This window comes from Priestia koreensis, assembly GCF_022646885.1.
Classification (GTDB): Bacteria; Bacillota; Bacilli; order Bacillales; family Bacillaceae_H; genus Bacillus_AG; species Bacillus_AG koreensis_A.
Genome location: NZ_CP061868.1, coordinates 2,311,029 through 2,334,400 on the forward strand (window position 1 = coordinate 2,311,029; position 23,372 = coordinate 2,334,400).

29 protein-coding genes and 1 pseudogene are annotated in these 23,372 nt (G+C 40.4%); 8 read left to right on the forward strand and 22 right to left on the reverse strand.

Features of this window, described 5'->3' with window-relative positions; genetic code table 11:
• Nucleotides 1-34: 34 nt before the first annotated feature.
• Together IE339_RS11760 and IE339_RS11765 are read left to right on the forward strand one after the other, a co-directional pair.
• Nucleotides 35-913 (forward strand): PhzF family phenazine biosynthesis protein, encoded by an 879-nt coding sequence (locus IE339_RS11760; RefSeq protein ID WP_242167679.1) that lies wholly within the window; start codon nucleotides 35-37, stop codon nucleotides 911-913.
• A 114-nt stretch (nucleotides 914-1,027) separates the two neighbouring features.
• A complete protein-coding gene (locus tag IE339_RS11765; RefSeq protein WP_242167681.1) occupies nucleotides 1,028-2,008 on the forward strand; it encodes a quinone oxidoreductase family protein in 981 nt (326 codons plus the stop codon).
• Here the strand turns inward: IE339_RS11765 and IE339_RS11770 are convergent.
• The 10 genes and pseudogenes from IE339_RS11770 to IE339_RS11815 form a co-directional block, all read right to left on the reverse strand.
• Complete coding sequence (locus IE339_RS11770) at nucleotides 2,000-2,497, reverse strand: hypothetical protein (protein WP_053400555.1); 498 nt, start codon at nucleotides 2,495-2,497, stop codon at nucleotides 2,000-2,002. The two genes, IE339_RS11765 and IE339_RS11770, sit on opposite strands and share 9 nt — an antisense overlap.
• Before the next feature lie 271 nt (nucleotides 2,498-2,768).
• A pseudogene (locus IE339_RS11775) lies at nucleotides 2,769-3,225 on the reverse strand (NUDIX hydrolase).
• A gap of 23 nt (nucleotides 3,226-3,248) precedes the next feature.
• Nucleotides 3,249-3,491 carry a hypothetical protein gene (locus IE339_RS11780; RefSeq protein WP_242167683.1) on the reverse strand — a complete coding sequence of 81 codons (243 nt, stop codon included), beginning with the start codon at nucleotides 3,489-3,491 and terminating at the stop codon, nucleotides 3,249-3,251.
• Entirely contained in the window at nucleotides 3,484-3,732 is a 249-nt protein-coding gene (locus tag IE339_RS11785; RefSeq protein ID WP_242167685.1) for a hypothetical protein, read from the reverse strand. Before IE339_RS11785 ends, IE339_RS11780 begins: the two co-directional genes overlap by 8 nt.
• A 280-nt stretch (nucleotides 3,733-4,012) precedes the next feature.
• Nucleotides 4,013-4,657: an SDR family oxidoreductase gene (locus IE339_RS11790; RefSeq protein ID WP_242167687.1), complete on the reverse strand. Its 645-nt coding sequence runs from the start codon at nucleotides 4,655-4,657 to the stop codon at nucleotides 4,013-4,015.
• A gap of 408 nt (nucleotides 4,658-5,065) precedes the next feature.
• Nucleotides 5,066-5,380 carry a hypothetical protein gene (locus IE339_RS11795; RefSeq protein ID WP_242167689.1) on the reverse strand — a complete coding sequence of 105 codons (315 nt, stop codon included), beginning with the start codon at nucleotides 5,378-5,380 and terminating at the stop codon, nucleotides 5,066-5,068.
• On the reverse strand, nucleotides 5,371-6,399 hold the full coding sequence (locus IE339_RS11800) for an anti-sigma factor (protein ID WP_242167691.1): 1,029 nt from the start codon (nucleotides 6,397-6,399) through the stop codon (nucleotides 5,371-5,373). The genes IE339_RS11795 and IE339_RS11800 overlap by 10 nt, the downstream gene beginning before the upstream one ends.
• Nucleotides 6,386-6,889 (reverse strand): sigma-70 family RNA polymerase sigma factor, encoded by a 504-nt coding sequence (locus IE339_RS11805; RefSeq protein ID WP_242167693.1) that lies wholly within the window; start codon nucleotides 6,887-6,889, stop codon nucleotides 6,386-6,388. Before IE339_RS11805 ends, IE339_RS11800 begins: the two co-directional genes overlap by 14 nt.
• Nucleotides 6,890-7,021: 132 nt before the next feature.
• A complete protein-coding gene (locus IE339_RS11810; RefSeq protein ID WP_242167695.1) occupies nucleotides 7,022-7,846 on the reverse strand; it encodes an STAS domain-containing protein in 825 nt (274 codons plus the stop codon).
• Nucleotides 7,833-8,498, reverse strand: a complete 666-nt coding sequence (locus IE339_RS11815; RefSeq protein WP_242167697.1) for a cobalamin B12-binding domain-containing protein — start codon at nucleotides 8,496-8,498, stop codon at nucleotides 7,833-7,835. The genes IE339_RS11810 and IE339_RS11815 overlap by 14 nt, the downstream gene beginning before the upstream one ends.
• A gap of 494 nt (nucleotides 8,499-8,992) precedes the next feature.
• Between IE339_RS11815 and IE339_RS11820 the strand changes: the two genes are divergently transcribed.
• Nucleotides 8,993-9,802 carry an alpha/beta fold hydrolase gene (locus IE339_RS11820; protein WP_242167699.1) on the forward strand — a complete coding sequence of 270 codons (810 nt, stop codon included), beginning with the start codon at nucleotides 8,993-8,995 and terminating at the stop codon, nucleotides 9,800-9,802.
• 131 nt (nucleotides 9,803-9,933) lie between these two features.
• Nucleotides 9,934-10,116 (forward strand): hypothetical protein, encoded by a 183-nt coding sequence (locus IE339_RS11825; RefSeq protein ID WP_242167701.1) that lies wholly within the window; start codon nucleotides 9,934-9,936, stop codon nucleotides 10,114-10,116.
• Between the two features lie 13 nt (nucleotides 10,117-10,129).
• Here IE339_RS11825 and IE339_RS11830 read toward each other — a convergent pair whose 3' ends face one another.
• From IE339_RS11830 to IE339_RS11855, 6 genes are all read right to left on the reverse strand, one after another.
• Nucleotides 10,130-10,303 (reverse strand): hypothetical protein, encoded by a 174-nt coding sequence (locus IE339_RS11830; protein ID WP_242167703.1) that lies wholly within the window; start codon nucleotides 10,301-10,303, stop codon nucleotides 10,130-10,132.
• Nucleotides 10,304-10,356: 53 nt separating this feature from the next.
• Nucleotides 10,357-11,184, reverse strand: a complete 828-nt coding sequence (locus IE339_RS11835) for a hypothetical protein (RefSeq protein WP_242167705.1) — start codon at nucleotides 11,182-11,184, stop codon at nucleotides 10,357-10,359.
• 205 nt (nucleotides 11,185-11,389) lie between these two features.
• The gene (locus IE339_RS11840) at nucleotides 11,390-11,962 is read right to left on the reverse strand and encodes a hypothetical protein (protein WP_242167707.1); all 573 of its coding nucleotides are present in this window, start codon (nucleotides 11,960-11,962) and stop codon (nucleotides 11,390-11,392) included.
• Nucleotides 11,963-12,094: 132 nt separating this feature from the next.
• Nucleotides 12,095-12,532 carry a GNAT family N-acetyltransferase gene (locus IE339_RS11845; RefSeq protein WP_242167710.1) on the reverse strand — a complete coding sequence of 146 codons (438 nt, stop codon included), beginning with the start codon at nucleotides 12,530-12,532 and terminating at the stop codon, nucleotides 12,095-12,097.
• The gene (locus IE339_RS11850) at nucleotides 12,525-13,046 is read right to left on the reverse strand and encodes a DUF1648 domain-containing protein (protein ID WP_242167712.1); all 522 of its coding nucleotides are present in this window, start codon (nucleotides 13,044-13,046) and stop codon (nucleotides 12,525-12,527) included. The genes IE339_RS11845 and IE339_RS11850 overlap by 8 nt, the downstream gene beginning before the upstream one ends.
• Before the next feature lie 11 nt (nucleotides 13,047-13,057).
• Entirely contained in the window at nucleotides 13,058-14,173 is a 1,116-nt protein-coding gene (locus IE339_RS11855) for a serine hydrolase (protein WP_242176175.1), read from the reverse strand.
• Nucleotides 14,174-14,429: 256 nt separating this feature from the next.
• On the opposite strand from IE339_RS11855, the gene IE339_RS11860 reads away from it, so the two are divergent.
• On the forward strand, nucleotides 14,430-14,930 hold the full coding sequence (locus tag IE339_RS11860; RefSeq protein ID WP_242167714.1) for a hypothetical protein: 501 nt from the start codon (nucleotides 14,430-14,432) through the stop codon (nucleotides 14,928-14,930).
• A 31-nt stretch (nucleotides 14,931-14,961) separates the two neighbouring features.
• On the opposite strand, the gene IE339_RS11865 is transcribed toward IE339_RS11860, so the two are convergent.
• From IE339_RS11865 to argH, 4 genes are all read right to left on the reverse strand, one after another.
• Nucleotides 14,962-15,558 (reverse strand): hypothetical protein, encoded by a 597-nt coding sequence (locus tag IE339_RS11865; protein WP_242167716.1) that lies wholly within the window; start codon nucleotides 15,556-15,558, stop codon nucleotides 14,962-14,964.
• Nucleotides 15,555-16,028 carry a YrvL family regulatory protein gene (locus tag IE339_RS11870; RefSeq protein ID WP_242167718.1) on the reverse strand — a complete coding sequence of 158 codons (474 nt, stop codon included), beginning with the start codon at nucleotides 16,026-16,028 and terminating at the stop codon, nucleotides 15,555-15,557. Before IE339_RS11870 ends, IE339_RS11865 begins: the two co-directional genes overlap by 4 nt.
• Nucleotides 16,029-16,336: 308 nt before the next feature.
• Nucleotides 16,337-16,912 carry a DUF6434 domain-containing protein gene (locus IE339_RS11875; protein ID WP_242167720.1) on the reverse strand — a complete coding sequence of 192 codons (576 nt, stop codon included), beginning with the start codon at nucleotides 16,910-16,912 and terminating at the stop codon, nucleotides 16,337-16,339.
• 71 nt (nucleotides 16,913-16,983) lie between these two features.
• Nucleotides 16,984-18,477 (reverse strand): argininosuccinate lyase, encoded by a 1,494-nt coding sequence (gene argH, locus IE339_RS11880; RefSeq protein WP_242167722.1) that lies wholly within the window; start codon nucleotides 18,475-18,477, stop codon nucleotides 16,984-16,986.
• Nucleotides 18,478-18,610: 133 nt separating this feature from the next.
• On the opposite strand from argH, the gene IE339_RS11885 reads away from it, so the two are divergent.
• Nucleotides 18,611-19,219 carry a VanZ family protein gene (locus IE339_RS11885; protein WP_242167724.1) on the forward strand — a complete coding sequence of 203 codons (609 nt, stop codon included), beginning with the start codon at nucleotides 18,611-18,613 and terminating at the stop codon, nucleotides 19,217-19,219.
• A 38-nt stretch (nucleotides 19,220-19,257) separates the two neighbouring features.
• Here IE339_RS11885 and IE339_RS11890 read toward each other — a convergent pair whose 3' ends face one another.
• Together IE339_RS11890 and IE339_RS11895 are read right to left on the reverse strand one after the other, a co-directional pair.
• Complete coding sequence (locus tag IE339_RS11890; RefSeq protein ID WP_242167726.1) at nucleotides 19,258-20,151, reverse strand: glycerophosphodiester phosphodiesterase; 894 nt, start codon at nucleotides 20,149-20,151, stop codon at nucleotides 19,258-19,260.
• 269 nt (nucleotides 20,152-20,420) lie between these two features.
• Nucleotides 20,421-20,774 carry a YtxH domain-containing protein gene (locus IE339_RS11895; RefSeq protein ID WP_242167728.1) on the reverse strand — a complete coding sequence of 118 codons (354 nt, stop codon included), beginning with the start codon at nucleotides 20,772-20,774 and terminating at the stop codon, nucleotides 20,421-20,423.
• A gap of 269 nt (nucleotides 20,775-21,043) precedes the next feature.
• Here IE339_RS11895 and IE339_RS11900 point away from each other — a divergent pair, with 269 nt between their 5' ends.
• Together IE339_RS11900 and IE339_RS11905 are read left to right on the forward strand one after the other, a co-directional pair.
• Nucleotides 21,044-22,288 carry an MFS transporter gene (locus tag IE339_RS11900; RefSeq protein ID WP_242167730.1) on the forward strand — a complete coding sequence of 415 codons (1,245 nt, stop codon included), beginning with the start codon at nucleotides 21,044-21,046 and terminating at the stop codon, nucleotides 22,286-22,288.
• Between the two features lie 199 nt (nucleotides 22,289-22,487).
• The gene (locus tag IE339_RS11905; RefSeq protein WP_242167732.1) at nucleotides 22,488-23,372 is read left to right on the forward strand and encodes a permease; all 885 of its coding nucleotides are present in this window, start codon (nucleotides 22,488-22,490) and stop codon (nucleotides 23,370-23,372) included.

The following is a 23,372-nucleotide window of genomic DNA, read 5'->3' on the forward strand; positions in this document are numbered from 1 at the left end:
TGGTATAGTTAACAAACTACGTGGAGGTGTTTGTATGAAAGAAATAACCGTTTATCACTATGAGGCATTTAGTGACGTTCCCCATAAAGGAAACCCTGCTGGCGTTGTTTTCGGCGGAGAGTCATTAACAGATGAAGATATGCAGCGTATTGCGCGACAAGTGGGATTCAACGAAACGTCGTTCCCTGTCCCTTCTGCTGTCGCTGACGTTCGCATCCGCTATTTTACCCCTGGACACGAAATGGATTTGTGTGGCCATGCGACGGTTGCCACCATTTTTGCTCTTCGCACACATGGTCTTCTTCCTGCGAAAGAAGCATACACGATCGAGACGAAAGCTGGAATTCTCCCCGTTCGTGTGACTGAAGTCGATAATCGGCTGTACATAACGCTTCAACAAGCAACACCGCAATTTCGCCATTTTCACGGTGATCGAGGTGCCTTAGCATTAGCGATGAACCTAACGGAAGATGATCTTGACCTCACTCTTCCTATTATGTACGGAAGCACAGGCATTTGGACACTATTAGTTCCCATTAAAACGCTAGCATCCTTTTCACAAATGAAGCCATACAATGACCGCTTTCCTTCTATATTAAAAGAAATGCCAAACGCATCTCTTCATCCTTTTTGTTTGGAAACAGTGAATGGAGATGCGCATATGCATGCGAGACACTTTTCTTCTCCCTTTTCTGGCACGACTGAAGACCCTGTAACAGGGACCGCATCAGGCGTGATGGGTGCGTATTATCAGCGATATATTCAACAAACAGAAGATGCCGTTCAGCTCGTGATCGAACAAGGGTCAGAAATGAATCGAGACGGACGTGTTCATATTTCGATTAGTCCTCACCAAGAAGTTGAAATGAGTGGCAACGCTGTATTTGTGAAGAAATGGACCATTTCTCTTTAACAAAATCCTTTAATCCAAATTTCTTATGACTAATCATAAGGAAGACAATCTATGTCATCCGCTCCTTTTGTACTATGATATTAATTGGAAGATAATAGTAAGGAGGAGAACGAAGTGAAAGCAATGATGGTACAGGAGCTAGGTGGACCAGAAGTATTAAAATACGTCGAAACAGCACTTCCTACTTGCGGCGATGACGAAGTACTTATGAAAGTAGAAATGACAAGCGTAAATTTCGCGGACGTAAAAGCTCGGTACGGGAAAAAAGGAAATGCAAATCTTCCCTTTATTCCCGGTCTCGATGGGGTTGGAACGGTTGTGGAAGTCGGAAGAAACGTAGCGAATGTAACGGTTGGAGAGCGCGTTGTCGCATTTCCGAGCAGTGGCAGCTATGCTGAATACGCTGTGGCTAATCAAAATCTTACATTTCCACTACCGGAAGGCATTGATTTGGAACAAGCGGCCGCCTGTCCGGTCGTCGGTATGTTATCGTATATGCTCGTTCATAAGATTGCCCGCGTTCAACAAGGGGAAGTTGTTCTCGTTCACGCAGCCGCTGGAGGAGTAGGAACAACGCTCATTCAGCTGTTAAAAGCGGCTGGTGCTGGTACTATTATAGGTACAGTAGGAACTTCAAATAAGAAGGCAATCGCTCTAGAAGCAGGTGCTGATTATGCCATTAATTACGAGGAAGAATCCTTTATGGACCACGTACATACGCTTACAAATGGACAAGGAGTAGACGTTGTCTTTGACTCCATCTCAGGGGTCGTAGCGGAAAAGAGCTTAGAATGTTTGCAGGATTATGGTCGTCTTGTGCATTTTGGGAATTCAAGCGGAGAGACTGGATCATTCATGACGAAGCAGCTGCATGCGAGCTGCCGCTCCGTTCTTGGCTTTAGCTTAGGCACGACTAGAAAGAAAAAGCCTCACCTTCTACAAGAACCTGCGGCTCAGCTATTTGAAGCTCTTCGTTTAGGTACACTGACTATCAACATTGGAAACGTCTTTTCTCTTGACGAGGCGGCCCTTGCTCACGAATGGCTTGAGAGTAGAAAAAGCACAGGAAAGATCTTGCTGCGCGTCTCACAATAGTGTTTCAAGCGTATACAAACGGTGGTTTCGCACATCCAAAATCGCTAAAAAGTAGCTAGAGCGCTCTGGATTGTATTTATAAAAGTACAAATCACCTACTTGATATTGAATGGGATGCTTCGGGAAAATTTTATTTTTCGCATGCCCTTTTTCTTTTGCATCCTTTGAAAATTCCTCAATTTTCTCTTGCAACAACTGCATCGTATTCGCATCAATCGTTTTCCAAACACCTTGATAGCGAATGGTTTCAAACTGTTTGCGATTATAATCTAATACGACATAGGCTAGGGAACGACCGAGGAAGCTAGACGTTTTTTCAAAGATTACCTGTGACTTGGATGGGTTTGGGGTGGAAAATCCCCAATTCTCCTTCCATACCGCATACTGATTGTTAAACGTTGCATTCAATTGATACGCACCCATCGTTAAGATCATTGCGACGATCGAAAAAGTTAAAATTCGTTTCAGCATCTGGTATGTTCCTTTCAAAAAAAGTTTCTTCCTTTCCTCTTTGTATACATTCCTCTTTGGATGAATGGAATCCTGCATACGGACAATGATTTCCCTAGCCTTTCCATCAACAACCTATTTTATAACAAAAAAGAAGCGGTGCCATTGTAACGGGTTCTCTTCAGGGGGAGTTTTATTAAAAAAGCATATTAAATCTCCAGTAATTCGGCACAGAAAATTACAGAAAAAAAGTTTATTTTCATCAAAAAAGAGCATCAATTTCGATGCTCTTTTTAACGCTTTAAATTTTCTATCTTGTAAACGAAAGTGAATACTGTTTAATAAGATTTTTAATAAAAGGGTTCAGTTCTTCTGGTAACTCGTTTGCTTCGAAAAACTTCGCTTCAATTGTTTCTTTACCGTCTGCCTTTAGATTTCCACCCTTAATTTCTTTTGAAACATAAGCTATTGTAACTGGGTAAAATTCATCGCCATTTGGTAATTTAACATAATGATGTTTACCAGAAAAAAACACCAACTAAATCAAGTTTGCCAACCTCAATTCCCGTCTCTTCTAAAACTTCTCTTCTACCTGCTTCCTCGGTTGACTCTCCTAATTCTATAAACCCCCCCGGAACTCCCCATAGTCCATCTCTTCGTTTTTGTAATAAAAATTCGCCCGTTTCATTAATTACAGCTACGGCTACTCCAACTAATATTAATGGTTGATTACCAACAATATTCCGTAAATCCTCGATGTAACCCATACTACCTCCAGAAATAACATTTTTTAACTTCTAAAAACAATTTCGACAAATCCAACTAAATTTCCTTCTTCTCCCAAAACAAAAGTTAACAGAGCCTTAGCCACAACCGAATTATATCTACCTCTTCGATATTTAGTAGCAAATTGCTTGTCCGACAATTGCGGATAATCTTTTACCCTGTTATTAAGTTCTTCAGAGGTAATTGGGATTTCCACTTCAATAATGGCATCCTCAATGGTTGCCAGCCTTTTTAAGTTACTACTCAACCACCGCTTCCTCCTTTTCCTCCATTTCCAATAGCTTAAGGAGTTTTTTATTATTCCTTTTCTGTAATGCCCAAGAACGGAAATTTTCATCTTCCTGAATGAAGCTAAGATAATACTCAATTACCTCAGTTTCGCTGTAATTTATATACTCCGAATATGCCTTCACCAAATCGACCAATCTTTCTGGTACTTCCCAGTCTACCTTTTTTAGTTTTTTATCCTTTGGTTTCATAAATCGCATTTTAAGTGCTCCTTTTGTTCTAAAAAATAGCAACTTTTACAGTATACATTTTAGACAACAAAATCGCACCATAATCATCACAAACATAAATCATTGTGCAGTAATTTTTAAATGCTAAAAATACTGAGGTTTTTCAAGTTATCTACTTACAAATGGCTCTAAATCAATAAAAATAAACCATTCCGCTTATGCGAAATGGTCTGGGATTTTTACTATTATTTTAGGTAAAACTCCCCTAGAAGGGAACCCGTTAGTGCCATTGCTCCGCTTCTTTTTCACTTTATAATGATTGCAGTGCTTCCGCAATCATTGTATCACCGGCTACTAAATCAAACGAGCGATTAAATGTACGATCTGCAGCCAATGACATAAGAACTGTTTGCGCAACGTCGGCACGAGGGATCGACCCACGCTCTAAATCCTCTGCGATACGCACTTTGCCCGTTCCAGGCTCATTTAACAAGCCTCCCGGTCGAACGATGGTATATGTAAGTCCGCTTGTTTCTAAAAGACGATCTGCATAATGTTTGGCAACATAGTAAGGTTTTAAGCTTTCATTCCAATTGGTACGGTTATGGGCCTGAAGGGCACTAACCATTACAAATCGTTTAATACCGGCCTGCTCGGCTGCCTCGATCGTTTTAACCGCTCCATCTAAATCAACTAATAGCGTTTTGTCGGACCCTGTGCTTCCGCCTGAACCCGCCGTGAAGACAATGGCATCACAGCCCTTTGCTGCCTCTGCGATTTCTTCTACCGTTCCTTCTAGACTTGCAACAACTGCTTCGATCCCTGACTTTTCTAAGATGTTTGCCTGCTCTTCTTTACGTACGAGAGCACGTACCGTATGAGCGCTGCTATCTTTCAATAAATGAACAAGATGCTGCCCAATTTGTCCATTTGCTCCTACAACCAATACTTTCATGATGTTAGTCCCCTTCCTTCTAGAGATTTGTAGCCATTATGTCAAAAATATTTATTCACTTCAACTATTCTGATTGGCTCATCTTCTCTAGTATGGAAGGTTTTATGTGTTTTATGTATGGAGCAAACAAGCGTAAACGTAAAGATTCAAAACACGAGAAACAGCACTTCTTTCGGGTTAAGAGAGTTTACTTATTGGCGTAAAATGTGTAAACCTTAGAGAGATTATCGTACATTCCATTCCATCCTTTCCATTCTCTATATTCATCAGGAGCGTGTGTATCTGAAAGTAATACATCTAATCCCTGTCCACTTCCAATACGCTATTTCTTCACAACAAGAAACCTCATAAACTAAGACAAAACGAAAAACCAAATCATGATTCGATTTGGTTTTTAATTGTTACTGTCTATGGCTGTGGGTACACGGTCCACGCCAGCCCAAACATGATAAAGATGAAAAGAAAGATCGAACTATTAATGCCAATTCCCCACCATGCATATAGTCTAGAGCGTTCTTTTGTGAAGAGCCCAAGCACGCCGAGAAGAAGACCGATAAAAGGTAGACTAGTCACAAAAAAGTTTGGAACGTTCGCGTCCTGTAGTAACAAGCCAATATTTATCATAGCAAGCGCTAGGAGTCCGCATAAAAATGACAGAAGCCCTGTGAACGTTTGTAAGCTTCTCGAAGGTTTGCTCTTCTTTTTTCCTGCATTCAGTTCCATAATTTCACTTCACCTACCTTAATAGCTCGTATTGCTTTTATTGACTCTAATTTTCGAATAGCAGGCGTAGGACCTGTTACGACTGCTCCATATAGTTGGACACCGTGCTTTTTCACGTAGGATAATCGTTGCTTAAAATCCAAAGCCTTCACATCTGAAATCATCATTGCTGTTTCTTCGTGCTTAGATAAAAACTGCAGCATGCTCATAAAAGTTTTCGCCTGCTCAGCAGGTGTTCCGCGATAAGGCGACCAATTTTCACTATCAACACGAGCCGGATACCCAATTGGTGTAACCGTTTGACCTTCAGCATTCTCCTGCCCTGCTTCTAAACCTGTATCAACAGCGACCCAACGAAGCTCTACGTCTTCTGGTAAAAGCTTTTCAAGCTCTTCACGATTCATGACGGTTGAAAAGGAAAGATAAGCTTCTGTCATCGTTCCATCGGGTAATCCCTTCAACTTCATAGACTCATCTGTACTTGAAAAAGGAACCATATAACCGCCACCAGGATGAACGATCCAGAGATCCTCTTTTGATGGCCATTTTGGTAAAGTGCGCTCTAGCATGACATTTTTCTTTACCTCAGTAGCACGACTAAAATTAAAATGGACGCTGTAATCGCCTAATCGGTAATTTTCATTTCCAATTTTTTTATAGATTTCAGGCATAAACTGAATGGAAAACAACCCAATCTTATGATCAATTCCTACTTCTTCAATCCCTATATTCGGTTGAGTGACATAGATCGTATTCGTCATCACATCGGAAAGAGTCATCGCTTTTCCACCTATCGCATAGTACACGTACGTGCTAAGGGTTAATATAGGCAAAATAGCAAGCAAAATCGTCAGGCTAATAAGGATATTTGTTGTTCTTGCCGTATTTCGTCCGGTCTTAATAATCTGAGTTTGACTCTCTTCTGACAAAGTATGCTTCTCATTAAATGCTTTTGTTGAATCTTTTATATACTGTTGATAAAGCTCCTCTTCATTTTTTTGCTTATCATCGTCTTTCATGCCGTGCCATCCTTTCTTTTACTCGTTTCATTACCTTTTTTCTCCCTCTCAAGAGATCACTTTTTAGCGTATTTAACTTCATATCTAGTACGTCTGCAGCTTCTTGATAAGACAGTTGATGTAAATCACACAACAATAAGACGTTCTTTTCTTTTTCTCGAAGCGAATGAATATCTTCTAGTAAAAGTTGAAAGCTCTCCTGCTCGAGCATTTCTGTTTCAGGCGTTTGCAGTGAGTGAATCATCATATCTTCTACATCCTCGCTTATAACGAGACGTTTGTGCTTACGCTTGTAATCAATAAATGCTCGGTAGCTTACTTTAAAAAGCCATGCCTTAATATTTCGTATTTCATAGTCTTCCATCTGCAAATAAGCCCGGTAAAAAGCTTCCTGAACCAAATCTTCAGCCGTATAATGATCCTTTGAAAGGGAAAACAAATAGCGATATAAATCGTTCACATATAGCCGATATACGTCATCAAGCTCCACTTTTTTTCCCCCTTCATTGACATCCACGTTTGATCATATCAAAAAGTTGCAAATTTATGGAAAAATGTGATAAAAAAACAAAAAAAAAGAAGCAGCCAAAGGGATTGGCTACTTCTCATCTTCATTCACGCGTTAGCTTACATGCTTTCCGACATGAATAATTTCACTTAAGTTGTTCATATAAATGATCTGCTCTCCGAACGAACGGTTGCGCAATGATTGCGTATGAGGCGGTCTCATACCAATCACATAACATGTGACACCCATTAAGTAGAAGGATTTCATAAACTCAGCAAATGCATGAATTCCTTCGGATGTTAATTCCGCTAGTCCTCCAAAATCAAACAGAAGGGTTGTATAATGTCCATCGTACACACATTCTTGCAGTGCGCGCGTGTTTTCATCCACTAGCTGGCGATCAAGATCACCGAACAGAGGTACAAGACCTACGCTTGGTGACAGCTTGATGAACGACGCTGACAGCTGTTTAATACGCTTTAACGAGTCTTCTAGCTGTTCTTTCTGCTGAAGCAATTCAAAGTCCGTTTCCGCTAAACGTTTCCTGTGACGTTGTACAAGGGTTGTTAATTCTTGAATTCGCTCATCTTGCTGGATGCACACTAAGTGTCCAATATCATTATCCCATTGAATATGGCATTCAAATAAGGAATATGGAGAGCTGTTCGTTTTCAATACAATTTCTACTTTTTGAATTGCTTGTCCACGATGTTGAATCAGCGTATGCTTCTCATGTGGTTGATCAACAGATAATTCCGCCGAATCTGACGCGCGTGTCGCAAGAAATTTTTTCGCTTTGTCTTTACTGAATGTGTCGACCAAATCTAAGAAATTGGCGGCTGGTTGAAATACGTGTCCAGATTGTACAGACCATTCTAGAATATTAAAATCAGTGTCTACAAGAAAGTAAGGAACAGGAACATATTCAAGCATCGACATTCATTTCCACTCCCGATTTATAGCTGTTTAGCCAGCTATTTAATTCGTGAAGGTTGGGAATTAATAACGTTTCCTCAGAACAATGGGAGGTAAAATCTAACAATGGCAGTAATCGTCCGCCTACCATTACAACTGGTCTGTTCTCTAATTGATCCAACGTCTTCACGTATTCAGAAAGCCTTTCGACATGGTAAGGAATTGTGACCGACAGCCCTACAATGTCTGGTTTCCATTCTTTCGCCATTTCTTCCGCATAGCGTATAGGAAGATTTGCGCCCAAAAATCGTGTGTTCCAACCGTATTCTTCAAACAGCTGTGATACCATTTTTAAACCGATAAAATGCTCCTCTTGCTCCAAACAGAGAAACATCGCTTTTGGGGTCTCTTCCGATGTGTTACCTTGAATCTTTTTATGAAATCGATAACGAGATAATATATAATCACAAGTTGTAGTGGCTACATGCTCGTCCGCTACAGAAATCACATTGTTTTCCCATAAGTCACCTGTTATCTGCATGGCCTTGGTGATTAATGTTTCGTAAGTTTCTAAGCTGCTTTTGCCCTGTTGAATTTCCTCTAGGACAATTTCCCATGCACAGTCTTGATCGCCAGCAAGTAGGCAATCAACAAATTCTTTTACTCTTGCTGTCATTCGGTTCACCTCAATAAAATGGAAAGAACTCTTTCACCATAAATTGACCAAATCCGATCGCTCATTCTAAAGAGCTCTTGACTAATTCCGTTCGATGATTACCCGATTAGATGATCATTATAAAACGAAAACGAGAAAGGGTGTTCCGCTTTCTCGTTCTTAGATGCTCAATTCATTTGAAGTTCAAATCTTATTATTCTTACTTCACCTTATCACATATAGAGCCCTTTCACAACAAAGGAATGATCAAAACTCTTCATAAAAAAGCAAAAAGACGTATTTTTTCCTATTTTTCCACGCAGCCTTTTCTTTTTCGACAACATCCCCTATTTTTTCACATTTTTCTCCTATTAGATTTCTAAAAAGCGAACACATCGGGTAGTTTAAAAAATTGAGGATAAAGGGTACATCTTAACCATCTTACTTAAAATGAAAAATACATAGTGTAATGAATAACTCTTCTTTACACATGATTAGAAGCGGAGGAAAAAAAGATGGGCTATTATGTAAATGTCGAAGAAAACGTAAATGTATTTGTTGAGGATATTGGGCAAGGAAAGCCGGTCGTCTTTATTCACGGTTGGCCACTTAGTCATAAAATGTATGAATATCAGTTCAATGCACTGCCTGCCTATGGCTATCGTTGTATTGGTATTGACCTGAGAGGGTTTGGAAAATCCGATCGTCCGTTTGATGATTATTCATACGATCGAATGGCAGATGATATTCGAGCAGTAGTCGATGCGCTTAGCCTCGAAAACTTTGCGTTAGTTGGCTTCTCTATGGGCGGTCCGATTTGCATCCGTTATATGACAAGACACCAAGGTCATCAAGCAAACAAGCTTGTACTGCTAGGAGCAGCCGCACCGTCCTTCACACAGCGCGAAAACTATCCGTATGGTTCAACGAAAGAAGAAGTTGATACGCTTATTCATGGTATGTATCGCGATCGTCCGAAAACGTTATCGGAATTCGGCACACAGTTTTTCGAAAGCAACGTCAGCGAACCATTTAAAGAATGGTTTACAGGATTAAACCTAGAAGCCTCTGGACACGGAACGATTCGAGCGCTTGAAGCCCTGCGCGATGAAGATTTGCGAGGTGAGCTAGCAGATATCCAAGCAAAAACATATATTTTCCATGGCAAAAAGGATCAAATTTGTCCATTCGAATTTGCGACGATCATGCATGATCATATTCCAAATTCCCAGCTCATTCCTTTTGAAGAAAGCGGTCACGGATTGTTCTACGATGAATTAGAATATTTTAATACAAAATTAGTGGAAGTACTGCTAGTTGATTAAGAAAAAAAGAGCTGAAGAGCTCTTTTTTTCGTATGTCTTTTTTCTTTTTCTTCATATTAATAAGGAAGGACATTCTCTTTTTTGATTTGGCCTTCGTATACTACTGTATCAATTAGTTGAAGGAGACCGTTATGACATCATCACGCCTTAAAAAATACGCGCAGCAAGCAGCGGAGATTCTCGGTACCCCTCCCCGTCCTGATCACCGAATAAGCGGATGGAGTTCAATCCATATTCAGCGAGCTTCCAATTGGGTAGGACGCAATCATGTTATTCAAGCAATGATTGCCAAACAATTACACATAAAAAAATAACCCTCATAGCGGGTTATTTGGCCATTCGATATTGTAAGTATTTTTTCACGATTACGCTATCTTTTGTAATATGAACTTGTGATTTTAACTGATGGGGATTGGAAACAGGTCCTTCTAGTACTTCAGCAGCTTTTGAAGACCACTTTTTAATTTGCTCGCGTTTCTCCTGATCATTATGCTGATTCATTACCCTCACCTCTTTTTCTTTATTGTAAAAGGTTTCCTACATTTTTTCAATCTTTATTGCGACAGATCACGTAAAAATTGAAGGACGTTTGCTCGTTCAAAGTACTTAATAGCCAATGATAACAAGCCTGATACAACAAACATGTCATACTCGTCGAATACAGATAGATGGCTTGACAGCACAATCGCGTACTCTTGTCCTTCATATGTTTTAACGGCCAATAAAAAGTTACGCTTGTAAAGCTGATCGGAGTTATCCTTATTAATCGGAACTGCTTCATGGCTCTCTTTTGCGAGCGGGTACGACTTTTTCACCACTCGCGGGACATGAGACTGTTCAAACTCTTCCTTTGTTACTACCTCGTACTCAAACATCATTCCCAGCTGTTGTTCGTAGTAATCCTGGATCTTCTCTGTCATCAGCTGAAGTGCTTCCTTTACGTCCGTCATATGCTGTACCTCTCGAATAAACTGCACTTCTTCTTTATCCGTCGCAAACTTTGATAGAAGTGCTGTTTTTGAAGTAGTCACATTAAGCACTTCAATCACATGCTTTTCTTTTTCTTCAATTTCAAACTCAAATTGAAAAAACTTTAGGCGCTTTAAACGACTGAAAGCAACCGGAAAAAGAAGAAACAAAAACAACCACACGAGCAGATAGAAAATATGCTCAAAAATAATCTGAACACGAGGATTTTCCACGATCGGACGAACGACTAGATCTGTAATCGTCGATCCTGAAACGGGTGAAGAGGAAGATGCAGGAGATACGGTCGCTAGCTGCCAAACGGCGGAGGCTACAATGAGAAAAAAAACGATGCTATAGACGGTCAAAACAGCAATCCGCAGCCAGTCCTTTTGCGTTGGATACTCAGACCCCATGATCTCTCCCTCCTTTTCTTCGTACTTACCTTTGTTCTCTCCTAAAATAAACTTCTACTCATTCCTGCCCAATCCCTGCCTACAAAGGTAGAAAAGGCGTTGCTCTTTTTACCGATAACGAAGCAGGTAGAAACAAAATTCGTTTTGATGGTCTCATTCCTTATTAGAGCAATAATTAAAAAAGACCTTGGATATTCAAGGCCTTTTAAGGTCGGATCTCGTTACGATGTTCATCCAATAGATAGAGGTTGGCGAACTGATAATTCTCCACTCCGCTAGGCAGCCTTTTGACAATGAAGAAATAATCTTTTCTCGGGACTGCTACTGTAAAAGTGAAGGAGTCGTTTACTAATTCAGCTCGTACAGAATCTATTTTATTAGTTGGATCTTTTCCAACAATGATTCCATACCTACCTTTGTTCGTATTTACTCCGTAGTACTCGGAATAGTAGTCTTCATCGTTTTCCCCATAATGCGTAGTGCGAATTTGCAAGTTTTTATTTGGACCTTCTTTTAAGATCGCAATTCCCGATTCTCCTGTGCGACTCTTAAAATACGCTACGTACGTATTCGACTTTCCTAAACGTTGAATTTTCATTATAACGGGATGGACTTCACCTGCACGTGTTTGCCACTGATCTACATATTTCTTTATATCCTTCTCATTGTTTGAAATGGGGTATTCTTCGTTCACTTTAAAAATATGAATGGCTTTTGCCGTATACCCAGCCCCCATGACGCCAGCTAAAATAAAGAGAACAACCATTATTTTTCGCACTCGATGGAACCTCCTCAAAATCTGATGTTCATTTCCCCATTACGATAAATGAAATTGATGACATACTGTTTTTAGTCGTGTACATCTAAAACCTAAACAACCATTTTCAGCATGATCTTATTTAAGACTTTTTCATTTTAGTTCAAGGACGTGTGTAACGTGCGAAGCGACAGATGTTTTCACAAATCCTTTTGAACGATAAAATTCATCTCCAATCTGTGTATCCGTAAACAAAACGAGTTGCGTATAGGATGTAGTAGCATGTGCGATTAATGCCTCTAGCAGTTCCCCACCCATTCCTTTGCGACGTTGAGAACGCGCCACATAAAACCTCCTTAGTCTGCCAACACTTTGCTGATCGGTTCGGTTTATCCCACCGATCGCAAGTAAACGTCCTTCTTCATTATATACACCCATCAACACTTCTCCTTGCTCGTGAAAGCAGTTTACACCTTGTTCATAGTCATCCCATAACCTCTGTAAAAATCGAAAGCCATCTTCTTTACTTTCTTTTAGGAGAGGCTGCAACTCTTCATTATTTAATTGTGTGATACGTTTACAACTACTCATGCTGACTTCTCTTATTCATTCGAAATGAACGAACGACAAAAAGAATACACGTACCAAAAATTATTACAAGAACAAGTGGTAGTTCCCAACTGCCGAGTCCTACATTTCGTCCAAACGCAAGCTGAATGCTTTGCCAGCTAAAGTAAGCAAACAGACCGATGATTTCAAATTTGATCACCACCATCATTAGTCGGGCATTTTGATACTGCGCTTTTGCCGTGGCCTCTGTAATTGGAACAAGATAGTTATACGCGTGAGGAAAGCGATCTGTAATGGTTAAACCGATTAAAAGGACGCTTCCAATCCCAGGTAACGTCCACACCGTGCCCTTTCCACCCCATCCGTCTGCTTCTCCTTGAAAATTAAAGTGGGTCGGAATGCGATCAGGAAGTACAGGCCATTGAATGCTAATGTATACAATCATTGTAAGCAACAGCACGAATGACACAATGGTCAAAACATATTCCACGGGCGTTCTTGGAATGTGTAAAACTGGACGAGTTTCGTTAAACATTTTTCTTCATCTCACTTTTCACCTGATAATTGTTTCTCTACATGTGTTTGATACGCAGCATCTGTTAATAAGCGATATTCAAATGCTTCGATGGATTTCTGTAGCTTTTCTTGCTGTGAGGGGGTAAGATCTTTTAGAAAAATAGCAATCGCTGTTTTCTCGCCGTCTTTAGAGGTCGCATACAGTGCATCTGTTAAAACATAAGCAGTTGAACCTCCTTTAGCACCAAAGCGCTGAAAATCCTGCTGAATTTGTGGTGATTTCATCGGCCATTCTAACAAAGGATCTAAATACTGATGGACCTTCGGTGATAGCTCCCGATTATTTAATCGATTCATGAGCTGCACGTAATCATGAGTCGTACCCGTTGTAAATCGATCGCTAAACATTCGATCAAAGTCTCTGTCATACCAGTTTTTAATATTTACTTTTTGTTTATATTCACCGTTCACATCCTCTTTTAGCTTTTGGTGAACGGTTAGCGCATACTCATTCCACTCCTTTTGTGAAAGCTTATGAACCTTTTTCTTTGCTTCTTCCTTATTTTTCTTTGTTATATTCCCTTTCATCACTTCGTACGGTATGAACGGTGATCCACCAAAGGAATAGACCGGCGTGTGATCGTTCAGATGCAACCTGTTAAGCTGTTCATTAATTTCAGGTAAACCAAGTCGTTCTATTAAATATTCCGCATTAGCATTAGAGCTGAATTGAATCATGCCCTTTGCGATCTCTTCCATCGTTACTCGGTTACCTCTTACTTTGTTCTCTTCTTTCAATGAATTTTGCCATTGATAATGAGCATCACCGTCAAGGCCTATGTAATAAGCATTCAGCGTCTTTAACGCTACTTTTTCGTTCGGATTAATCATCCCCTTTGATACTTGTGTCGCATATTCAATGGCAATAATCATTTTTACTGCACTAGCAAGCGGAAAAGCTTCAAAACTGTTGTGCTCAAACGTACGTTCATTATGAATAAAAGCAATGGAGCTTTGAGCTGGGTGCTTTGTTAAAAATGATAAAAAATCATCTTCTTTTGGCTTTTGTTCATGTGCTGCTGAAAATCGAGAAATAAGAACGCTGACGATAAGTCCAAGGCAAATAATGATCAGAGCTACTTTCATTTTGTTCACTACTCCTTCCTCCCTTCTTTCTTTAATACGAATGGAAGATATAGTAAGTTTCATATTTGAACAGGAATTTTATATATTTAGTGCTACAAAAAGGAATTTTTATGTAAAAAAGCTATTCAATAGTTAGATAAATCCAACATTTCCACCAAAAAATTCGCGTGAAAGATACGGAAATGGTCGGTAGGATTGCAACTTATTTTTATGCTAGTATAATGGTATGTTATTAAGCGGAGTAGGGAGGATCTGTATGAAAAAAACAATTACAACATTGATGGCGACAATAGCTTTTGCGAGCATAGCCCTAATTGCTAACCCAGCAGATAGTATGGCAGCAAGCAGTCACCGTACATATACGTATTGGACCGCTACAGACTCAGCCTACGTAGGAGCTGTTCATAAAGGTTGGGAAACAAACGGAACGTACAAAGGCCCTTCTGTTGCCTCCTTATCAGAGGATATTGAGCATGGAATTGAGCTTTCTGGTTCAGTCTTAGCTTCACGCTTTACGATTGGAAAAGCATTAGGTTTTAGTGCGTCTGCCACATCCATTGATGAAGCGCACTGGTCTGTAAAAGTACCAAAAGGAAAAACATACACACTGCGCTACCGTGAAGTATATAAAAAATACAAATTTAAGCAAGTTCAGTATAAGGACGTAGGTGGGAAAAAATCACCCACGTCAAAAGCACCGAAATACGCCTATGCTGAAAAGTTTGATCACTACGAATATGGCTATACGGCCAAATAAAAAAAACGTCGAACACACTGTTCGACGTTTTTTATTTCTTCTTATCCACTAACGTTAGTTGATACAAAAAGGCGACATCCACTTTTTCCAAACGTTTCATCAGCTCTTTATGGTCAAGTAGATCAAGCGTTTGCAACGACGATCCGTGTTTATTTCCAGACCATACGGCAAGATAAGCGGGCTTATTTTTAGAAAGCGTAATTTTTGAAGATAGATCTTGGAACATAGAAGCTTTTACTGTTTCAGAACCGTTTCCGGTCACTAATCCACCTGGTGTCCCTAGTAAGAGTTGTAGATTACTCTCTCTGTTGACGACCCCAAACGAAATCAGTTCTTTTTTGAGATTTTTTGTCATTACATCATAGCTCTTTAAACTAGGGCTCTTTTTTCCTCTTTCCACCTTTACAACTTCAAATTCAATGTCTTCTCCTTTTTTAAGCCGTCCATTTAAGGTAAAATAACTAATTGTGCCTACCCCTGTTTTGGAGATCAGCTCTTGTTCCCTACTGCTTAGCTTTTCCGGTTGAACAGAAATAGAGCTTTGTGTTGAAGACGTCGATGAGCTGTTCGTGCTACACCCCGTTAGACTAAGAGCGATTACGAATAAGATAAACCACTTTTTTTTCATTTTTCCTCCTTTTCCTTTTGCGCATTTTTTGCCTTCTTTCGATCATCTAATGCCCAGTCCACTATAAATAGCAAAAAGGCACAGATCCACTCTATTCCGGTTGAGATTGTAATGCTTTCCATAAGCTGATCAATTGTATGCAGCGCAAGCCAGGTAAAGAACGTATCGACAAGTGCACGGAATAAAACCTGTCCTACAGCACTTGGCTGCACGGAGTTAAAGAGTGCTAAAATGGGTTTTGAAATGAGGTCTAGAACCATGCAGAGTAAAAAGGTATACACAGCGTATTTGAGTAACACAAACGATGACTCATAGGATACGTCTAGCAAACGGAAAATTCCTGCTAGCCCAAAATAGTAGACGAAAAGAGAAAATAGTAAGCCTCCTAAAACAATTACGCCTACGGATACCACAATAAAAATTTTCACGCCTATACTCATGTCACGAAAGGATTCTTTATCTGAGTTCACAAGATGTCCCCCTTCTTTTTTCATCTAAGTTGGTTGATTGTAATGAATACGACCTAACGGTACAAACATTTCTCTCTATTCTTTACAGCATATTCTTCTACTCTATGAAACGGGAACTTTAAATCTCACTATTTCAACCTATTTATCTAGCAATTTTACGCGTACGCCGTTTTTAAATACCATGACTCTCTTATTGAAGTAGCTTGTCCGCTTTCATTTCAGTTCAACGGCTTTTCTTGCTTTTTCACATTATGTACAGCCGCTACAAACCTCTTGGGCTCAAACGAACAAAGACAGCACGAGGGCTGTCAGTTCGTGATGCTCTCTTGATAGGTTTGCGTTCCTTTTGTTTTCTTTGCTTTATTCCAAGCATCAATCGCATCTTGCCTTGTTTTCCCTTTGTTTTGAGGATCTTGAAAAAAGTCGCGTGTGAACTGATTGTATTGGAACTGTGCGCCAATTTGGCGTTCATAGTCAGGAGACTTTTTTCGTTCCTCTTCCTCGTGCCACGCTGCAATTGCATCTTCATAGGTTTTTCCTACATTTTGTTTGAAATAGATTTGAATATAAGTAGAAAAATGAAAATGAGAGCCAATCACTTCTTTAAAGAAGGCACGTACGTCCTGACTACATCGGTGAGTGTTTGTAATAACCGTTTGCAGAGAGATGGGCTCGGGATTTTTTATGCCAGATTTACGTGACGTAAGCTTCGGAGCTGATTTTTTCCCTGTCTCTAAAAAAAGCGCAATTCGCTCGGTTAAATCTTCCTTTGAACCGGAAGCAGACATACCTGAGTCACGGCAAAATTCCTGAAGCTCCGTTTTCAGCCAGTAGTAGTCTAAAAACGTTTCTTTTGAGAGATTTCGTACTAAAGATGGTTTCATTTGATTGTCTCCTAAAAAATCAATATATTACCATTTTAGAACAGATATTCTTCTATTTCAAATAATTGACGCTATGCTTCCACACCTAATGCTCGCTGAAGACTCTTCATCTGGTCATTCGCATGCTGTAATCGCTCCCTCTCAAGAGCAAGTGTTTCTCGCTGACAGCGCAGTCCTTCTTTGCGCTCTGTGCACATTCTCTCTACTTCACAAGGTGCGGGCCCGCCTTTTATGGATCGCTTTTTAATAAATTCGAGCGGAGAAACAATCGTTCTCCATTCTTCCACTGAGAGGGGGACAGACAAAAGCTCCTTTATCTCGTCCTCCGTAAAATGATCCAGCCGTTTTCTCATCTGAGAAGCATAGGTTGCGACCCCACTCGCCATTTGATGTGCCGTTCGGAATGGAACGCCCTTCTCCCTTGTAAGCACATCCGCTAGCTCTGTAATCGTAATGCATGATTCACCCGCGCGTTCCTCTAAAAGCTTCTCATTAATCTCTATGGTTCGAATGACTTCTTTAAGCACCCTTAATACGCGCGCCGCTTTTTCGTATGCCTTATATAAATGAGGCTGAAGATCATCTTCTGTATCCACAATATCTCCATACGGCGTGTTGTGGATCATTTGCAGCACTGAATGAGCTTCACCCACGCTTGAACTAGCGAGTGATCGCGCATGCTCAAGTGATACAGGATTACGCTTTTGCGGCATGATGCTACTAATTTGGACATAGGCATCCGAAACTCGAATCGCAGCAAATTCCTTTGTCGCTCCTTGCAGGAAATCTTGCACCCAGCGACCGGTATTAGTCATTAGTATGAGCACCGACGTCGCGCTTTCTAGTAAATAATCCCCGCCCGCAACGGCATCGTATGAGTTTTCAATGATTCCTGAAAAACCTAGCAATTCTGCTACTAGTAATCGATCAATCCGAAATCCTGTCGTAGAAAGAGCGGCTGCTCCCATTGGCGACTGATTAACCGTATGATAGACGTGCCAGAGGCGATCAGTATCTCGGTTAAGTACATCTAGAATGGCGATCAGATAGTGACCAAATGTTGTTGGCTGTGCAGGCTGTGTATGCGTATAAGCAGGCATGACCGTATTTTTGTGCATCTCAGCCTGATAGAGAAGCACTTCTGCTAGCGACTGAGTTTCTTCTATAACGGCTAACAGATGCTGACGTAGAACCATGCGATACATGGCGACTCCCATGTCATTTCGACTTTTCGCAATGTGCATGTTACCGGCCAAATCTTTTCCGATTCTGTGTCCTAATTTATCTTCGACCATAAAAAACAAATCTTCAAACGTGGATTGATATGACCACTGCTTCGGATTTTCATAAGACAAGGAGCAGATCGCCGTCAAAATGTGCTTGGTTTGATCAGCTGTGAGAATGTTTTGTTTGTGAAGCATGAGCGAATGAGCGCTGTGAACGTGCAGCATCGCTTCATATAAATGATCACGTTGAAAATTAAAAATGGGCTCCAATATTTCGTCTGCGTATGTTTTAGATGGGAAGGGCGCGTTGTCTTTTGATCGCTTTTTAAAATGACTCATACCTTTCTCTCCTCTCTAACATGAACCTCCTTTATATTATTAGGCGTGTAGGCATTATGTGAGTTATGTATTTGTAATAGAAGCAGCATGATGTATAATAAAACACTGTAAACGTGCCGAGGAGGATCTTTAGATGCAAAGAATGACGAAATCATTTTGGCTATCTCTTCTATTATCTCAGCTTATTTTTATCATCGGTCTTCCGTTGTTCATTGAGCTAGTGACGTATCTCCATCCTGCAGTAATCGTTGTAATGTGGATCTGCGTGACGTCGCTTACTTTTTTTATCGTGTTTTTCGTTCGAGGAGAAACGATCGTGCTTTCACGCCCTTTATTTCGTGGGCTGTTAATTATGTATACGATCGGGTTGTTTATCCTACTGTTTTTCCGCCCAAACGATCAAGACTACAGCTCATGGAATATCATTCCGTTTCAAACGATCGCCTTTTACTTTACAGGAGCGGTATCTCCTTTAGTTGCCTTCTATAATTTAGCCGCCAATATTGGATTATTTGTGCCACATGGGATTTATCTCATGCAAAAAAACAAGGAAGGTTCTTTACACGCATGGCTTTTAGTCATTCTTCCATCAGTCGCAATACTAGGCATTGAAACCGCACAGCATTTGACAAATCGAGGAACGTTCGACATCGACGATTTTATCTTAAATATGACAGGCGTACTCATTGGATACTGGGTGTATCCTTTATTCACAAAAGTAATAAACCTAAACAAACGCTAAAATCCCCGCACCTGTTAAAACAGGACGCGGGGATTTGTTTATCTATTGGTATGTTTAAACTCTTTTTTAGCTTCATTAAAAAGATCCGCATAGTTCGTGAAAGCTCCTGTAATGCCAAGTGTTAAAAGTCGGGTCATTTCCGCCTTATCATTGACCGTATAGGGATGCAAAAGAAGGTCATGCTGACGAATATCCTGAACATTTTTACCGTTCAGCGCGTTAAAATCTGGCCCAACTCCAACTGCATATGACCGAATCTCAGTTAGCGTGTCATCGTTCACAGACTGCATCGATTTGGCATTTAACAATTGAATGGTTGGAAGCTTAGAATCGAGATCACGTATTTTCAACAAACTGTCTTTGCTAAAAGATTGAATCATCACCTGACCACGTTTTGCGTGAGGTCCGATTAAATGATGCTTTTTCAGCGTCTGAATGAGCTTTTCTTCCATACCTGGGTACGTATTAGGCGATTTTGTTTCAATGTAGTAATTTGCATGCTTGCCAAATGTCTCAAGTATTTCGTCGAGCGTTGGAACTTTAAGGCCCTTGTATTCCGGTTTTGCTTGATTGTGATAAGCCTCGTTAAACCAAGACCCCGCATCTAATTGTTTGATTTCACGTAACGTATGATCTTTTACAGCACCCGAACCATTTGTTGTACGGTCGAGTGTTTCATCGTGCATCGCAATTAACTGTCCGTCCTTTGTCATTTGTAAATCAAGCTCAATATAATCTGCTTTCATTTTATGAGCAAGTTGATAGGATGGCATTGTGTGCTCTGGCGCATATCCTGATGCCCCTCGATGAGCAATGGTGACAATACGATTTTGAGATAAGAGATCTCCTTTTGATGAAGCTTTTGAAGCACTGCCTGCAAATGAAAGACTTAGAATAGCCGTTAATATGAAGATTCCGATTCGTTTTCCCATGTGCGTCTCCTTTCATGTTGTCACACTAAAATCAACGGTTCAGTTCGTTATGATTAGTGTGCCCAGCTTTTTGAAATCGTGTACGCTTACGAAAAACTTCTCTCCTTATGTAACATAATCTTGTTACACACCTTTACCCTAACATGTCTTTCATTTTCTGTGAATGGTGAGATAGGTTGATTTAATTCCTTCACTTTTATCCTGTTTATAGGTACATGATTCTAAAAAAAGAGAGGAGCACCTGGGGTGCTCCTCTCTTTCCATAGCTATTAAATAGCCGTTTGCTCTTCTTTTTCGTCAGAAACTTCCGCTGACTCGACTGTATTTTCTTCTCCAGCCTGTTCATGAATGCTTTGGTATTTCTTCTTTCCAACGAATTTCAGTGTACGAACTTTATCGACCACTTTCGATTCTACCACGTTCTTTTTCGCATTTGATGCGATATGAACGACGTTATTTTTCACGCTTACAGCTTGTCCTTGAATATCGGAACGAAGCTCTTTTCCTGATTTTGGTGTGACAAGAAGAGTTGTAACTGCTGCCACTACCCCACCTACTAATGTGCCAACTAAAATACCTTTAGATTTTTCTCCTACTTTTACACCTTTTAAGATTTGAGCCATGATTATTCCTCCCAATGTTCTGTTTTAATCAGAATACATGTGCATCCCTAGAATCTTTTGTGAAAGCAGTGACGATTGAATGCGTTTCTGTAACATTAGATTTCGCTAAAAAATGCCGAAAACCTTTTGACATTCAGGTTCTATTTTTGCCGCTTCTTGTCGTGAATTGACAAATAAATTATTTTTTCTGAAAAATCAATACTTTTAGCCCTTTCGCACAGGGGTAAAATGAACTAATCTTACATATATTAGGAAGGAGATGACAAAATGTGATTCTAAAACAAAACCGTGATTTCATGTGGCTAGTGAGTGGACAAACCGTTTCAACGCTTGGCTCTGCAGTCAGTGGGTTTGCTGTTCCATGGCTTGTCCTCGAAATCACCGGTTCTGCTTTACAAATGGGATTCGTATTTACTTGTGGATTTCTTAGCTACCTCTTTTTCATTTTACCTGCTGGGGTGTGGGCGGATCGACACGATCGAAAAAAAATCATGCTTGGTGCCAATATCGGCAAAATGCTGCTCATTCTGTCTCTTCCAGTTACCCAACTTGTTACGGGTGAGCTTCATATTTGGCACTTGTACCTTGTACGCAGTGGGATGGGCGTATGCGATGCATTATTTGATGCTTCATATGGTGCGTGCTTGCCAAGAATCGTGGAACGAGAACAGCTCAAAAAAGCCAATTCCATCATGCAGATGGGCATTTCAGCAAGCTCGATTGCTGGTCCTGCCATTGCTGGTGTACTCGTTACCCAAATCGGAGCTGCGAATACGCTCTTAGTCGACGGCATGTCCTACATATTCTCAATTACAACGCTATTGTTTATTAAACAATCCTTATCTACCACTTCTGCACCAGCGAAAAAGCATATGGGAAAAGAAATGATCGAAGGTCTTGCTTACATATGGAAGTACCCGACGATACGGACGCTGAGCATTTTGACATTTGTATCCAATATTGCAAATGCTGCTATGAGCGTAGTGTTTTTGTATCGTTTACAGCAAGAATTACATCTTTCATCGGATCTATCAGGCTTAATCATGACCGGATTTAGTATTGGAGCGATTGTCGCCTCCTTCTTCTCCACTTTTTTAAGCTCGCGTTTTACGATGAAAATGATGATCTATCTATTACTTAGCATCCAAATTATTCCGCCTCTTATCATCGGATTAAGCTCACAGCCCTTTCTTTTAATGGCTGCGATGATTGTGATGGGTGGAACAGGTGTCATTTGGAATATTTATTCGGTTTCGCTCAGACAATCGCTTATTCCAAATGAAATGCTAGGACGAGCAGGTGCTAGCATCCGCTTAACCGTATGGGCAAGCGCTCCGCTCGGTCAATCGAGCGCAGGTGCTCTTGCAGAAGTATTTGGTTCCATTGCGGTCTATGTACTTGCAAGCGGGCTACGCATTGGAAATCTCCTACTAGCGGTCAAATCACCTATTACGGATGAAAAAACGCTAGAAAGAGAAAGCGAAAAGATTGCCAATTCAACCGTCTCTTCATGAAGAACCTGTGTCGTCTCGGCACGGGTTCTTTGCTTCATTTCTTTCCCTCCACCGTAAGCTTTAGAGCTCCCTTGTAAAAGATGTAGAAAGTGTCTTATAGATGGATTTTAATAGTCTATTTTGAATGATTATGATAGACTATGTAAATGTTAAATCGGCTAGTTTTTTTCTTCCCCCTAGCCACTTGTGAGGTGTCATCATGACAAGTCAATCGTTTTTGCAGATGAATACGATTTTCATCAGTATTTTGATTGAAGCAATGCCCTTCGTGTTATTAGGCGTTATTATTTCTGGTATTATTCAAATGTTTGTGACAGAAGAAATGCTTGCAAAAATCATCCCGACAAATCGTTTTTTATCTGTCGTTGTTACAACACTGCTGGGCGCTATTTTTCCAGCCTGTGAATGCGGAATTATCCCCATCACAAAGCGCCTTATCGCAAAAGGCGTTCCTTTACACGCCGCTGCTGGCTTTATGCTAACGGGTCCCGTTATTAATCCTGTCGTTATTTTTTCTACTTATATTGCATTTGGGAACAGTTGGAGTATGGTTGGTCAGCGCGTTGGTTTATCCTTTATCGTGGCCCTTTTAGCGGGTTGGATGATTTCATTTCATTTTAAAGACAGTCAGCTAAAAGAGGAAATTCATGTTCACTCTACGGCTAAAATGCCCTTTAAAGAAAAAGTAAGCGGGGCAATTAAACACACTATTGATGAGTTTTTCCTTGTGGGGAAATACCTTGTAGCTGGAAGTATTATTGCCGCTGCTATGCAAACCTATGTCAAAACTTCGACGCTTCTCTCCATCGGAAACGGCCATTATATGCCGATTATCGTCATGATGGTGCTTGCCTTTATTTTATCGGTTTGTTCATCTGCAGATGCATTTATTGCGTCATCATTTAGAGGGTCCTTTGCGAACAATGCGCTTGTCGCCTTTTTATCCTTCGGACCGATGTTCGACATTAAAAACACGCTCATGATGCTTGGTAATTTTAAAGGAAAGTTTGTGCTTGTGCTATTTATCTATGTATTTATTTTCACCTTCCTAGGCGCAGCTTTTCTAATTCGAGGAGGGTTGTAA